The organism is Prodigiosinella aquatilis (genome assembly GCA_030388725.1).
In the GTDB taxonomy this organism is placed as follows: Bacteria; Pseudomonadota; Gammaproteobacteria; order Enterobacterales; family Enterobacteriaceae; genus Prodigiosinella; species Prodigiosinella aquatilis.
The window spans coordinates 4733051-4746752 of record CP128857.1; the positions used below are offsets into that span (position 1 = coordinate 4733051).

Sequence of the window (13702 nt, forward strand, 5' to 3'; positions counted from 1 at the left end):
CCATGGAGGTAGATAAATCATGAATAAAATCCTGTTGGTTGATGACGATAAAGAGCTAACGTCTTTGCTCAAAGAATTGCTCGAAATGGAAGGCTTTGACGTCGTTGTCGCCTACGATGGCGAACAGGCGTTAAGCGTCCTGGATGACACGATTGACCTGTTATTGCTGGATGTCATGATGCCGAAGAAAAACGGCATCGATACATTGAAAGAGGTTCGCCAGCGTTACCAAACTCCGGTGATCATGCTGACAGCCCGCGGCAGCGAGCTGGATCGTGTGCTGGGTCTGGAACTGGGTGCGGATGATTATTTGCCTAAACCGTTTAATGACCGTGAACTGGTTGCGCGCATCCGTGCCATCCTGCGCCGATCTAACTGGACGGATCAACAACATGCCGGCGAAACCAGTTCACCCACGTTGGAAGTGGATGGACTGCGGCTAAACCCTGGGCGACAGGAAGCCAGCTTTGATGATGTTGTGCTTGATCTGACAGGTACGGAGTTTACGCTGCTGTATCTGCTGGCCCAACGTCTCGGTCAGGTTGTTTCCCGCGAACATCTCAGTCAGGAAGTGCTGGGTAAACGGCTGACACCTTTTGATCGCGCTATTGACATGCATATTTCCAATCTGCGACGCAAGTTGCCAGAACGTAAGGATGGGTTGCCCTGGTTTAAAACCCTGCGCGGGCGAGGTTATCTGATGGTTTCCACTGCATGATTAATAGTCTGACCGCCCGTATTTTTGCTATTTTCTGGCTGACACTGGCACTGGTGCTGGTGCTGGTGTTGATGTTGCCAAAGCTGGATTCACGGCAACTGACATCGCTGCTCGAAAACGAACAGCGCCAGGGTCTGATGCTGAAGCAACATATTGAAGCCGAACTGGCTGCTGACCCGGCAAACGATCTACTCTGGTGGCGACGCCTTTTCCGCGTCATCGAAAAATGGGCGCCTCCTGGGCAACGCCTGTTGCTGGTCACGAGTGAAGGTCGCGTTATCGGCGTTCAGCGTAACGAAATGCAGGTAGTGCGCAACTTTATCGGTCAGTCTGATAACCCGGAGTTTCCCAAGAAGAAAAAATATGGGCGTGTTGAGCTACTTGGTCCTTTTATTGTGCATGATGGCGATGATAATTACTTGTTATACATAATCCGACCATCCAGTAGCCCGCAATCCGATTTTATCAACCTACTGTTTGATCGCCCACTCCTGTTGTTAATCGTCACCATGCTCATCAGTTCACCACTGCTGCTGTGGCTGGCGTGGAGTCTGGCAAAACCGGCCCGTAAGCTGAAGAATGCGGCTGACGAAGTGGCTCGCGGCAATCTGCGTCAACATCCAGAACTGGAGTCAGGTCCACAGGAATTCCTGGCAACCGGCGCCAGCTTTAACCAGATGGTCAGTGCGTTGGAACGGATGGTCACCGTTCAACAACGGCTATTGTCCGATATCTCCCACGAATTACGCACGCCGCTGACCCGTTTACAACTGGCCACGGCACTGCTTCGCCGCCGTCAGGGCGAAGGCAATGAACTCACCCGAATCGAAACGGAAACTCAACGACTGGACAGCATGATTAACGACCTGCTGTTACTATCGCGTAATCAGCACAAGAACGAGCTATCACGGGAAGTGTTGGGTGCGGATGAACTGTGGGACGATGTATTGGCCAATGCCAGCTTTGAAGCCGAACAGATGGGAAAAACACTGGAGATCACTTCACCACCCGGTGCCTGGATGCTGTGCTGCAATCCATCGGCGCTCGACAGCGCATTAGAAAACGTAGTCCGTAATGCACTGCGTTATTCTCATCACCACATTACCGTGGCGTTCTCTGTGGATCGTCAGGGTGTGACCATTGTCGTCGGGAATGACGGCCCTGGTGTCAGCCCAGACGATCGTGAACAGATTTTCCGTCCGTTCTACCGTACCGATGAAGCGCGTGACAGGGAGTCTGGCGGAACCGGTCTGGGCTTGGCGATTGTGGAAAATGCCATTTCGCAACATAACGGCTGGGTAAAAGCAGATGACAGCCCGCTAGGCGGCCTGCAACTCACTATCTGGTTACCGTTGTACCAGCGTTAGTTTCCTGTTTATGATACTGGGCGCTGAACATCCAGCGCCCAGTATATCTCTGACGTCCATTCATTGAGTTTTTCTTTAGGTCGGGTAGAGTGTGTGCTCGACGCCGTCAGTTTTATATTCGGCGCTGACAACGGAGAAATTATCCCATTAGGCGCATGTCTTGCATGGGAGTTCTTGGCCTAATGAGATGGGTTCTTAAATGTCACCTGACACCTCACCACAGGAAAATGGGCATGAAAGGATTATTTGTACTGGCTGGCGTCGCCATTACCGTACTCAGCACTTATGCGTTCGGCTCCAGCGACGGCATCTGTGGCTTTTCAGATGCTGATTGCGGTATACCAGCACTGCCCTACCTTCTGCCTGATAACGATACCCGCACGAATCTGATGCTGCTGGAAAGCAGTCGCAATCATATTGACTTACCCATTCCCCTGCCAGTGCCGGATCAGGCCAGTTCTCGTATTGATCCGTTCACTGCTTATCGGGTAATGGGACTGGCGGCAACGGAAGACACCACGCAGGACGTCACGCCAAACAATGCTGCGGATGCCAATGCCTCCGCCGATGATGTGGTGGCGCAGGAGAACACGGTGCTACTGCAAAAAGCCGGACTGCTCCATCTTCCATCAGCTACACAGGAAAAGCTGCGCGACCTGACACCAATGGAGATGGAAGGACGCTGGGTTTCTAATGATTTGACTGCGTTGGCGACTTTTTTCGATGTATTGCTAAATGATAAAGATCTGGATGACGCGCAGCGTATCTTGCTGGCACAAATCCGGATAGACATCATCTCGACCGACCATCCTTCCAAGGCAATAGCGACGGAACGGGTCAATCTGCCGGATAGTGGCCATGCGGGCGATCTCAAGCACTACCTCGATAGCGCCGCAGCGTTTTATGAAGGGAATCTTGATCAGGCGGGCAGCGGCTTCCAGCAACTGGTCAACGCCAGCCAGCCGTGGGTGGCGGAAACCGCTCGTTATATGCTGATACGCGTTGCCATTAATGACGCGATGAAAAACGCGCAGGACGAATACAACATGTTCGATGCGCGCAAGATGGATAAACAAGCCGGACAGACCGCCGTGCAACGTATTAACGACTACCTGAAACACTATCCGCAGGGGAACTACGCAGATTCGGCTCGTGGATTGTATCGTCGTGCCTACTGGATCATTGGTGATATGCGTGAACTGGCAGAAAGTTATCAGAAAACGCTGGCATCGGTGAATAACGTCAGCGATTTACAGGAAGTCAGTAATGAAGTTGACAACAAATTGCTGGAAGACAGTCGATTTATTGCTTCGGCTGAAGTGCCCGTTCTGATGCTGGTGCAGGATATCAAACGCCTGCGTAGTGAGGATGGCTGGATGGCTCTTCCCGCGTTGAAGCAAGAAGAGATTAACCAGCAGCGACCGTGGTTTGAAAAAGCGGGCATGCGGGATGAATACCGTTACCTGCAAGCTGCATTTCAGTTTTACCAGCAGAAGGATTATGCAGCAGTACTCAAAACCATCCCCAGGACCACTCGCCAGGATCTGACCCACACTACGGCGTTCAGTTCGCAGGTTCTACGTGGTTTGGCACTGGACCATCAGAAACAATGGAGCGCCGCCACCGCGCATTGGCGCTATCTTTTAACCCTGAAAACCAACTATACCCAACAACAGTTTCTGCAACTGGCTCTGGCGCAAACACTGGTCAACAGCGGCCACCCGGAGCTGGTGTTCACACCGGAAAGTCCGGTAACCAACCTGCGTTTTCGCTCGGCAATACTGAAAATCAGCGCGAATGCCGACCTGCTGCGTAAGCAGACCGGCCCCGAACAAAGCCATGAAGAGCGGGCGATTGCGTTACATACCCTGTTAACCAAACAGTTAACACACGGTGATTACGCCGGTTACCTGAAAGACAGCGCATTGTTGAAATCTATTGCGCCGCTGAAAAGCACCGAAAACCAAAGCTGGAGTGAGGATGATCTGACAGTGTTTGACTGGGACGGCAGTGATACCGAAGATGGCTATCAATGCCCGACGTTGCAACAGACGGTCACCACGCTGAGCCAGAATCCGAATGATGCCCACGCCATTAACTGCCTGGGAGAATTTTTCCTGCGCACCGGGAATACAGTGGGATTCGATTGGGGAGAAAACAATATGCTCAGCGGCCTGACGGAAGCCGTAAGCCAGTTTAATGGTGATGAGCATAACCGCCTGGATGGTTACATGCAGGTCATCGCCTCTCCGAAAGCGCCACCGGAAGACAAGAGTTATGCGCTCTACCGCGCAATTTATTGCTACGCCCCCAGCGGCTATAACGACTGTGGATCACAAAACATCAGTAAGGCGACCCGCAGAGCCTGGTTCCAACAACTCAAAACCGAATTTAAAGGCAGTCAATGGGCGATGCAGCTCAAATACTATTGGTGACGCGTATCGCCTTGCTGACCAGCCTTTTAGTGCTTAGTCCGGTGGCTTATAGCGCCGTTAACGCCGCCCACTATCATGCATTCTGGTTGTGGGCAGCTGTCCGGCCTCAGCCAGTGTTGCATCAGGCAGAGACACTTTATCTGCATCAGGGAGAGATCACCCGTCGTCAGGGCAAAACCGTCTTTCTGCGACAGGGAATTCCTGTCAGCAAGCTGCATATCAACCATCTGTGGCTCACCTATCGCGTCTCAACACTGAACATCAGTGAAAAGCAGCTACGCAGAATGTTAAAAATACGGGAGAAATGGCTCTCCAACGGGAACCAGGTTGCGGGTATTCAAATTGATTTCGACGCACGAAGCTATGAATTAGCACATTACGTAACCTTTCTGCAGACACTGCGGCGACAGTTGCCCACAGCGTGCCGCCTGAGCGTTACCGGCCTGCTGGACTGGGCGAAAACCGGTGACATTAAGCAGCTTAACCGACTGAATCACGTCGTGGATGAACTGGTGGTACAAACCTATCAGGGACGCCATACCATCAATAATTACCGCGATTATCTGCCTGCCCTGCTGGCACTGAAAGTTCCCTTTCGTATTGGGCTAATACAGCACGGACGGTGGGACGAGCGCTGGCAATATCGACTAGCCGCTTCACCTTTCTACCGCGGCGAAGCGGTATTTCTTATCAATCCGGTTCCTGCCCGACGGGTGCCGATCACCCACTGAGTCGATTTTCTGCGAACCAGATAGAAGTATGGTTCACCACCTTTCTGATAAGTATCGATATCACTAAAGACTAGCGCCGACCACCAAATCCGTTCTGTCGCCAGGCTTCGTAGCTAATAATCGCCACCGAATTAGAAAGATTCAGGCTGCGACAGTCAGGCTCCATTGGAATGCGGATACGACATTCCGGCGCAAAACCGTTACGAATAGCATCCGGCAGTCCAGACGTTTCCGAACCGAACAGCAACACATCTCCGGGCTGATAATTGGGCTCGTCATATGGACGACTACCTTTGGTGGTGCAGGCGAAAATACGGCATCCTTCCACCGCCTGCAGAAATTCCTGATAGTTTTTATGACGACTGACACTGGCCAGATCGTGATAATCCAGTCCGGCACGGCGCAATTTTTTTTCTTCAAAATCAAAACCGAACGGTTCAATCAAATGCAGGAAACAGCCATTGTTGGCGGCCAGCCGGATGATATTGCCAGTATTGGGTGCAATTTGTGGCTCGTAGAGCGCAATATGAAACATGGGATGACGTCAATCGCAAAGAAAATTTTGATGGCAGTATATATCATTCATAGGGATCACCCCAAAACCGGGGATCACCAGTACCGGTGTCTATGTCAGGACGATTCATTGATTGACGATTATACTTAAGATACGTTTACTAAAATGGACTATTGTTACCGAGGTCATATGAATAAAACACTTATCCCGGTCATACTACTGACTTCGCTGCTACTGCCGCTGGCGGTACAGGCCGGTAATGCACAGGCGCCTTCAGCCCAGCAGAAAGAATTTGATAACGGCATTAGCAGCCAGAAAAAGCTGCTACAGAATATGCAACAGAATCAAAAGATACATCAACAGAGCCTGAATCAGGATATCAAGCAGCGCAGCCGTGAACAGCAACAGCAGTTGCAATTACAGCTCCAGCAACAACGACTACAGGCACAGAAACCGAATTCAAAATAACGCAGCAGAACCGGACATCACATCCGAACCCCCATCAAGGTCAGAATCAGCGGCGTAGTAACCGCCGCCAGCGCGGTAGACATCAGCAGGCTGGCGGCGATAGGACCACCCAGCACATTAAACTGACGTGACATCAGATAGATATTAACGCCTACCGCCATTGAGCCAAGTAGCACCACCACCCGGGTTTCCATCTCCGGCAGGCCAAGCGCCCGGGCCAACAGCCACACCACCAGCGGTTGTACCAACAATTTGATAATGCAAACAGCCATACTGATCTGCCAACCATCACGGACACGGTATTCCGCCAGTCCCATTCCCAGCGCCACCAGCGACAGTGGTACCGCGATTTGCCCCAGCATGGCGATCGGCTTATCAATTGTGGATGGTAGCGACAACCCAGTGAGACTAAATAACGTGCCAGAAAGAATGCCAACAATCAGTGGGTTTTTCAGTACGCCAAGCGTGGTTTTGGTGAATCCCTGCATGGACAGCGTACCGTTGCGCGCCCACTCTACCGATATAGTGACCAACGTCCACAAAATCAGGCCATTAAACACCAGCACCAACGCTACTGACGGAATAGCTGCTGGCCCCAGCATCAGGGTAGCTATCGGCAAACCCAGCATCACGTTATTGGAAAAGATACCGCTTAGGGCAAATACAGAGCCGGATACACCATCCAGCCGGAATATCTTGTTGGCAATTAGCCGTCCCAGCACAAATACAATCATGCAACTGCCGAAAAAAGCGATCAGCAAACGAGCATCCACGGCCGGTCGTTTGGAGAAATCACACATCATGCGAAACAGCATGGCAGGCAGGGCAACGGAGAATACAAATTTGCTGAGAGCGTCCGTGACCGCAGTAGACCATCTTCCGCAACGGATCAGACCGTAACCCAGCATAATCAATACAAACAGAGGTAATGACAGGAAAATCTGGTGCCAGAGAGAAATGATAAACGTGGGCATTGCCCCTTCCTTAACGCTTATTTTTAACCGGCACTCAGTGCGCTAATCGGCAAGACAAGCAGAATTCAGCCGGCAGAAAAGTCTGCCCCAATCAAATCTATCCGGTCAGTACAGATACAGTCAACGCCCCATTGCAACAAGGTCCGTGCTCGCGCTGGCTGATTGACGGTATAAACCAGTATACGTAACCCGGCATCTTTCAGTAACGCCACTCGGGATTCATCCAGCAATTGATGATTCAGATGAATGGAGACACAGCCCAGGCGTTGCGTCAGGACTTGCCAGTCGTCGTTCCATTCATCCAGCAACAGGCCGCGAGGCAATCCCGGTACCGCTTGCTGCGCCGCCGCCAACGCCTCCACCGCAAAAGACGAGAGCAACGGTGCCACCGGATGGTCCCGCCACAATTGCTGGGCTGCCAGCGCGACCACCCGCCCGGTTTCAGCTTCACAGCCAGTGGTGGGTTTGATTTCGATATTTGCCGCCATACCATATTTTGCACAACGCTGTGCCACCTCAGAAAGCAGCGGCAGCGGTTCGCCCTTGAAATCCTGACTGTACCAACCACCGGCATCCAGCGTAACCAGCTTATCCCACGGCAACAAACCCGCCATGCCCCAACCATTGCTGGTACGATCCAACGTGTCGTCATGTAGCAGGAAAACCTGCCCGTCCTGCGATAGCTTGGCGTCGAACTCAATCATCCGATGACCGTGCCGGGCACCGACATCAATCGCCGCCAGCGTGTTTTCAGGTGCCAACGAACCGCCGCCACGGTGGGCGACGATAGCCGGGTAAGGCCAGTTATTTATCATGCTTCTATCCGTAATCCGCTTTGTGAATCAAATAAATGCCATGCTGTTTCCGGCAAATGCAGCCACAAGGTCGACCCCACGTCCGGGCAGTGTTCATGCGACAAACGCACAATAATATTTTGCCCCGCCCATTTACCGTGCGCCAGATTATCCGCGCCCAGCAACTCCAGTGTGTCGACGATCAGCGGAATGCCGCCCGCCGCTTGTGTAGAGAGCTGAATATGCTCCGGACGCACACCCAGCGTCAATGCACATCCCTGCCATTGTGGTTTCGGTATCGACAATGGAATGGCAAAATCGGGTGACAGGGCAAAGCGGCTACCATCATCACTCATGTTTCCGGCCCATAGATTCATGGCCGGAGAACCGATAAAGCTGGCTACAAACAGGGACGCCGGGCGGCGGTAGATCTCCGCCGGTGCGCCAATCTGCTCGGCGACGCCTTTATTCATCACAATCACCCGCTGGGCTAGCGTCATCGCTTCCACTTGATCGTGAGTGACATACAGGCTGGTGGTTTTCAGTCGCCGGTGCAGTTGTTGCAACTCAAGACGCATCTGCACACGCAGCTTAGCATCCAGATTCGATAACGGTTCATCAAACAGGAACACCGACGGTTCCCGCACAATGGCACGTCCCATCGCCACACGTTGCCGTTGACCGCCAGACAGCTCACGCGGTTTACGTGTCAGCAAGGGCTGTAATTCCAGAATACGGGCCGCTTCTTCTACTCGCTGGCGAATATGCCCTTTACCAAACCCGCGAATTTTCAGCCCGTAAGCCATATTATCGTAAACGTTCATATGTGGATAAAGCGCGTAATTTTGGAAAACCATCGCAATACCGCGATCTTTCGGCTCCCGATCGGTCACCCGTTCGTCACCGATATAGATATCGCCACTGGTGGTCTGTTCCAGACCCGCCACCATCCGCAGCAGCGTGGATTTCCCACAGCCAGATGGCCCGACCATCACCACAAATTCACCGTCTGCCACATCCAGATCAATGGGCTGAATTACCTGTGTTTTACCGTCGTAGGATTTGGTAACAGCCTGAAGTTTTAAACATGCCATAAAAAATATCCGGGGGAAAATACGTAACGCCGCGCAACAGCGGTCCTCTGATTAACGGGCAAGATAACCCGCCATAACGTTTTATTTCTCACTATCAACCAGGCCGCGCACGAACCAGCGTTGCATCAACATCACAACCAACAACGGCGGCAACATGGTCAGCAACATTGCCGACATCACCTGATTCCACTCGGTTGGGCTATCACCGATGGCAATCATGCTCTGAATACCGGCCACCGCCGTACCCAGACGAGCATCGCTTATAATCAGCAATGGCCATAGATACTGATTCCAGCCATAAATGAACGTGATGACAAACAGTGCCGCCAGATTGGTTTTGGATAATGGCAGCACCATGTCGAAGAAAAAGCGCATCGGGCCAGCACCATCAATGCGCGCCGCTTCCAATAGTTCATTCGGTAAGGTCATGAAGAATTGCCGAAACAGAAATGTGGCAGTGGCAGACGCCATCAGCGGCAATGTCAATCCGGTGTAACTGTTCATGATATGGAGCTGGGACATCACCTCAATCGTCGGGAAAATACGTACTTCTACCGGTAGCATCAAGGTGATAAAAATAAGCCAAAAGAATAGATTACGGAACGGAAAGCGGAAATAAACGATGGCAAAGGCGGAAAGCATAGACACGCTGATTTTCCCCAGCGTAATGGTCAGCGCCATGATAAAACTGTTAATCAGCATCCGCCCGAAAGGAGTGCTGTTATTGTCGCCGACACCATGTTGCCAGATGTAGCTCAGGTTTTCCCACAGATGGCCGCCGGGAATCAGCGTCATCGGCACTTGAAATACCTGATCATGATCCAGCGTCGCGGCGACAAACGCCACATACAGCGGAAACAACACCACCAGAATGGCAATAACCAGCATGATATGGCTGAAAATATCCAACCCGCGACGTTTTTCAATCATTGCGTTCCTGATCATTGATAATTCACCCTTCGTTCGACAAAGCGGAACTGAATCACGGTCAGAACAATAACCACAAACATCAGTACCACCGACTGCGCCGCCGAGCTGGAGAGATCGAGTCCGGCAAACCCTTCGCGGTAGATCTTGTAAATCAGCGTGGTGGTGGCCTGCACCGGCCCCCCTTCCGTGGCAGCATCAATCACCGGGAAAGTATCAAAGAAGGCGTACACCAGGTTGACCACCAGCAGAAAGAAACTCACCGGCGAAATCAGCGGTAGTACCAGATTGAAAAAACGCCGGACTGGACCGGCACCGTCAATCGCCGCCGCTTCAATCAGGGATCGGGGTATCGATTGCAAGGCAGCCAGAAAAAACAGGAAGTTATAGCTGATTTGTTTCCATACCGACGCCAGCACCACCAGAAACATCGCCTGACCACTATTCTGTGCGTGATTCCAGTTATACCCAACCTGTTCCAGTGCATAAGTAATCAACCCCATTCCGGGATTGAACAAAAACATCCACAATACCGCTGCGACAGCCGGTGCCACAGCGTAGGGCAGCATCAGCAACGTCTGGTAAAAACGGCTGAAACGGATGACATAGTCCACCAATGCCGCCAGAAACAACGAAATAATCAACCCGGAACCCGCCACCAGAGAACTGAATACCAGCGTGGTGTAAAACGCTCCCAGGTAATAGGTGTCGTGGAGCAGGTTGACAAAGTTAGCCAGCCCGACAAATTGGCTGGATAACCCGAACGGATCCACATTTTGTACCGAATACCACAGCGCTTGCCCGGCAGGCCAGAGGAAAAAAACCACAGTGATCGCCATCTGCGGTAAGACCAGTGCATAGGGTAGCCAGCTGCGACCAAAAACAGGACGGGAAGAGGTCATCTACATCGTTCTCAGAAAGGGATGGCCGATTCCTTTCGGCCCGGAATACAATTTTACTTATTGGCTTGTTCAAAACGACGCAACAGCACATTGCCACGCGCTACGGCGGAATCCAGCGCTTGTTGCGGGGTTTTCTTGCCAGTCCAGACGCTTTCCAGCTCTTCATCCATAACAGCACGAATCTGCGGCATGTTGCCCAGACGTATACCCTTGGTGAACGGCAACGGCGGCTTGTTCAGCATCTGACGAGTTGCAATATCCGCACCGGGGTTCTTAGCATAAAAACCCTGCTGTTTGGTCAACTCATAAGCAGCAGTCGTAATCGGCAGATAACCGGTTTTCTGATGCCATTCGGCAGCAATTTTCGGCGATGTCAGGAACTGCAAGAACTCAGCGACACCTTTATAAGTTGCGGCATCTTTACCTTTCATCACCCACAGGCTGGCCCCACCGATGATGGCGTTTTGCGGTGCGCCTTTTACGTCCGCGTCATAAGGCATCATTGCTACGCCGAAGTTGAATTTGGCGTATTGGCGGATGTTGGCCAGTGAGCCGGAAGAGGTGGTAAGCATGGCGCAATCACCGTTATAAAACTTCGGGGTCGCTTCATCTTTACGGCCGTAGTAGCTGAAATCACCTTTCTTAAGCATATTTTCCAACATCTGGATATGCCTGACCTGCACCGGCTTGTTGAATTCCAACACAGCATCCAAACCATCAAAACCGTTGTTTTTAGTGGCGAAGGGCAAACCATTCCAGGCGCTGAAGTTTTCAAGCTGAACCCAGCCCTGCCAGCCGCTGGTATAACCGCACTTCATACCGGCAGCACGCAATTTGGCGGCGTCTGTGGCCAATTGCTGCCAGGTTTTAGGTGGCTGTTCTGGATTAAGACCGGCTTTTTTGAAGGCATCTTTGTTGTAATACAGTACCGGTGTTGAGCTGTTAAATGGCTGCGACAGCAGGTGCCCGGTTTTGGAATCGGAGTAATAGCCGGATATCGAGGGAACAAACGCTTTCTCATCGGATGGGATGCCGGCCTGCTGGAACACCTGGTAGACAGGCATGATCGCCTTGCTGGCCATCATGGTAGCCGTGCCCACTTCATAAACCTGTAAGATGGCAGGTGGATTACCACTGCGGAATGCGGCAATACCCGCCGCCAGATTTTGGTCGTAGTTACCTTTGTAGACGGGTACGATTTTGACATCGCTATGGCTCTGGTTAAAGCGGTCCACCAGCGAGTTCACGGTCTTGCCCAATTCACCGTCCATTGAGTGCCAGAAAGGGATTTCGGTTACCGCCAGTGCCTGAGTGCTAAGTGCCATTGTAATGGCTACACCGGCTACGGCTTTACGAATAGCGTGGTTAAACATGCCTGTCTCCTGGAATCATTGATTACGCCTGAGTAAAACGGCGTGTTTTATATTCGGGAGCTAACATGGCATGCCCAGATGACAGAAAAATAACCACTAAATTACAGGCAAATGACAACTGCATACGATTGCATTCCGCCATCGTGCGTTTGGCCTGTCAATCTGATTATCATGTCGCTATTGTTCGCAAAATACGCATTCCCATTTTATGTCGCGCACTGTTTCAACCACCAATAACACGCCATTTTTTATTATGTGAGAAAGTGATCTTTTGATTATCAGAATATTGCTTCACCACCAGAAGCGCTGGATGGCACCGAGATACACGGGGCGACCGCAGGGGTAAGACATCCCTCCGGGAGCTTCCCCCCGCGTTTTCCCTAAAATCTGTCTATCGGCATAACAATGCCACATCACCGCGCCACCAGTACCTCAACGTCTATTTTCCTCAACGCTTCCTGTGCGGCAATGGGTAAACCATCGTCGGTAATAATGCTGTCAAATACCGTTAGTGGTGTTGCCAGATAGGTAGCGATACGACCGTATTTTGAGGTGTCGCTCAGTAAAATGCGCTTGCTGCTGGCTGCCACTATTGCCCGTTTGACGGCGACTTTGTCTTCATTAGGCGTGGACAAGCCGCGCAGGCTCCAGGAAGAAGCCGAAACAAACGCGATATCAATAAACAGATTACGCAGTGCCTGCGCTGCCGCTTCTCCCACGCAGGAGCAGTTTTCCCGGCACAAGGTGCCGCCGGTGTGGATCATACGACACTGGCTGGATTCAATTAAAAATCCGGCAATGACAAAATCGTTGGTGACAATCAGCAAGTCGTCCCGTGCCGCCAGTTGCCGCGCCAGCGATAGCGTAGTGGTGCCAGCATCCAGATAAATACAGCTGTTGTACGGGATCTGCTGCGCCGCCAGCCGACCAATCGCGTCTTTCTGCTGGCTGAACATGACGGACTTATCCTGATGGGACGGTTCTGCCGCCAGCCGTTCCGGCGAGCGCACACCACCGGACACACTGAGTAGTAGCCCATCCTGTTCCAGTTTTTGCACGTCTCGTCGTACCGTCATGTGCGATACGCCCAGCGTTTCCATCAGTTCGCTGATGCTGACCACGCCACGTTCCGTAATCAGTGACAAAATCTTTTGATGACGCTCTACCGGTATCACCACGCACTCCTGTTGGTTTCCGTGATAAATATTGTGATATCACTCATTATTCAGGGTGATAATTACCATAAATTCACGTCATAAGCCATGCAGTGATTAACATATTCAGCATGGCTTTAAATATAACCTGTTGATATAAAAAACTTACTAACATTTATCGCAAACATTGTTCTTACTGGACCGTTTGATAATACAATTTTAATGTTAATTTATGTGATATCAGTCACCAT

The 13702-nt window shown here is 51.5% G+C and carries 13 protein-coding genes; 5 read left to right on the plus strand and 8 right to left on the minus strand.

All coding sequences use genetic code 11. The annotated features are described in order from the left end of the window. Positions 1-19: 19 nt before the first annotated feature. From cpxR to PCO85_22055, 4 genes are all read left to right on the plus strand, one after another. Positions 20-718, plus strand: a complete 699-nt coding sequence (cpxR, locus tag PCO85_22040) for an envelope stress response regulator transcription factor CpxR (protein WJV53771.1) — start codon at positions 20-22, stop codon at positions 716-718. Then, positions 715-2085, plus strand: a complete 1371-nt coding sequence (cpxA, locus tag PCO85_22045) for an envelope stress sensor histidine kinase CpxA (GenBank protein WJV53772.1) — start codon at positions 715-717, stop codon at positions 2083-2085. Before cpxR ends, cpxA begins: the two co-directional genes overlap by 4 nt. 233 nt (positions 2086-2318) lie before the next feature. Further along, entirely contained in the window at positions 2319-4520 is a 2202-nt protein-coding gene (locus PCO85_22050; GenBank protein ID WJV53773.1) for a hypothetical protein, read from the plus strand. Further along, the gene (locus tag PCO85_22055; protein WJV53774.1) at positions 4490-5251 is read left to right on the plus strand and encodes a DUF3142 domain-containing protein; all 762 of its coding nucleotides are present in this window, start codon (positions 4490-4492) and stop codon (positions 5249-5251) included. The genes PCO85_22050 and PCO85_22055 overlap by 31 nt, the downstream gene beginning before the upstream one ends. Positions 5252-5321: 70 nt before the next feature. Here the strand turns inward: PCO85_22055 and PCO85_22060 are convergent, their stop codons facing one another. Then, a complete protein-coding gene (locus PCO85_22060) occupies positions 5322-5786 on the minus strand; it encodes a tRNA (cytidine(34)-2'-O)-methyltransferase (protein WJV53775.1) in 465 nt (154 codons plus the stop codon). A gap of 168 nt (positions 5787-5954) precedes the next feature. Here PCO85_22060 and PCO85_22065 point away from each other — a divergent pair, with 168 nt between their 5' ends. Further along, positions 5955-6233 carry a hypothetical protein gene (locus PCO85_22065; protein ID WJV53776.1) on the plus strand — a complete coding sequence of 93 codons (279 nt, stop codon included), beginning with the start codon at positions 5955-5957 and terminating at the stop codon, positions 6231-6233. 17 nt (positions 6234-6250) lie between these two features. On the opposite strand, the gene PCO85_22070 is transcribed toward PCO85_22065, so the two are convergent. The 7 genes from PCO85_22070 to ygbI form a co-directional block, all read right to left on the minus strand. Continuing rightward, positions 6251-7207 (minus strand): AEC family transporter, encoded by a 957-nt coding sequence (locus PCO85_22070; GenBank protein WJV53777.1) that lies wholly within the window; start codon positions 7205-7207, stop codon positions 6251-6253. Between the two features lie 65 nt (positions 7208-7272). After that, a complete protein-coding gene (gene ugpQ / locus PCO85_22075; GenBank protein ID WJV53778.1) occupies positions 7273-8022 on the minus strand; it encodes a glycerophosphodiester phosphodiesterase in 750 nt (249 codons plus the stop codon). Further along, complete coding sequence (locus PCO85_22080; protein WJV53779.1) at positions 8019-9095, minus strand: sn-glycerol-3-phosphate import ATP-binding protein UgpC; 1077 nt, start codon at positions 9093-9095, stop codon at positions 8019-8021. The genes ugpQ and PCO85_22080 overlap by 4 nt, the downstream gene beginning before the upstream one ends. Before the next feature lie 81 nt (positions 9096-9176). Next, entirely contained in the window at positions 9177-10025 is an 849-nt protein-coding gene (gene ugpE / locus PCO85_22085; GenBank protein WJV53780.1) for a sn-glycerol-3-phosphate ABC transporter permease UgpE, read from the minus strand. An 11-nt stretch (positions 10026-10036) separates the two neighbouring features. Then, positions 10037-10924, minus strand: a complete 888-nt coding sequence (gene ugpA, locus PCO85_22090) for a sn-glycerol-3-phosphate ABC transporter permease UgpA (protein WJV53781.1) — start codon at positions 10922-10924, stop codon at positions 10037-10039. A 53-nt stretch (positions 10925-10977) separates the two neighbouring features. After that, positions 10978-12297 carry a sn-glycerol-3-phosphate ABC transporter substrate-binding protein UgpB gene (gene ugpB, locus PCO85_22095; protein ID WJV53782.1) on the minus strand — a complete coding sequence of 440 codons (1320 nt, stop codon included), beginning with the start codon at positions 12295-12297 and terminating at the stop codon, positions 10978-10980. 413 nt (positions 12298-12710) lie between these two features. Further along, positions 12711-13472, minus strand: coding sequence for a DNA-binding transcriptional repressor YgbI (ygbI, locus tag PCO85_22100; GenBank protein ID WJV56176.1), 762 nt, complete (start codon positions 13470-13472; stop codon positions 12711-12713). Positions 13473-13702: the final 230 nt, after the last annotated feature.

Excerpts from the sequence above, each read along its gene's own strand:
- PCO85_22060 (WJV53775.1), bottom strand. The coding sequence starts at position 5,786 with ATGTTTCATATTGCGCTCTACGAGCCACAAATTGCACCCAATACTGGC.
- PCO85_22070 (WJV53777.1), bottom strand. The coding sequence starts at position 7,207 with ATGCCCACGTTTATCATTTCTCTCTGGCACCAGATTTTCCTGTCATTA.
- PCO85_22050 (WJV53773.1), top strand. The coding sequence starts at position 2,319 with ATGAAAGGATTATTTGTACTGGCTGGCGTCGCCATTACCGTACTCAGC.
- cpxA (WJV53772.1), top strand. The coding sequence starts at position 715 with ATGATTAATAGTCTGACCGCCCGTATTTTTGCTATTTTCTGGCTGACA.
- ugpE (WJV53780.1), bottom strand. The coding sequence starts at position 10,025 with ATGATTGAAAAACGTCGCGGGTTGGATATTTTCAGCCATATCATGCTG.
- PCO85_22065 (WJV53776.1), top strand. The coding sequence starts at position 5,955 with ATGAATAAAACACTTATCCCGGTCATACTACTGACTTCGCTGCTACTG.
- ugpQ (WJV53778.1), bottom strand. The coding sequence starts at position 8,022 with ATGATAAATAACTGGCCTTACCCGGCTATCGTCGCCCACCGTGGCGGC.
- PCO85_22055 (WJV53774.1), top strand. The coding sequence starts at position 4,490 with ATGGGCGATGCAGCTCAAATACTATTGGTGACGCGTATCGCCTTGCTG.
- cpxR (WJV53771.1), top strand. The coding sequence starts at position 20 with ATGAATAAAATCCTGTTGGTTGATGACGATAAAGAGCTAACGTCTTTG.
- ugpA (WJV53781.1), bottom strand. The coding sequence starts at position 10,924 with ATGACCTCTTCCCGTCCTGTTTTTGGTCGCAGCTGGCTACCCTATGCA.
- PCO85_22080 (WJV53779.1), bottom strand. The coding sequence starts at position 9,095 with ATGGCATGTTTAAAACTTCAGGCTGTTACCAAATCCTACGACGGTAAA.
- ugpB (WJV53782.1), bottom strand. The coding sequence starts at position 12,297 with ATGTTTAACCACGCTATTCGTAAAGCCGTAGCCGGTGTAGCCATTACA.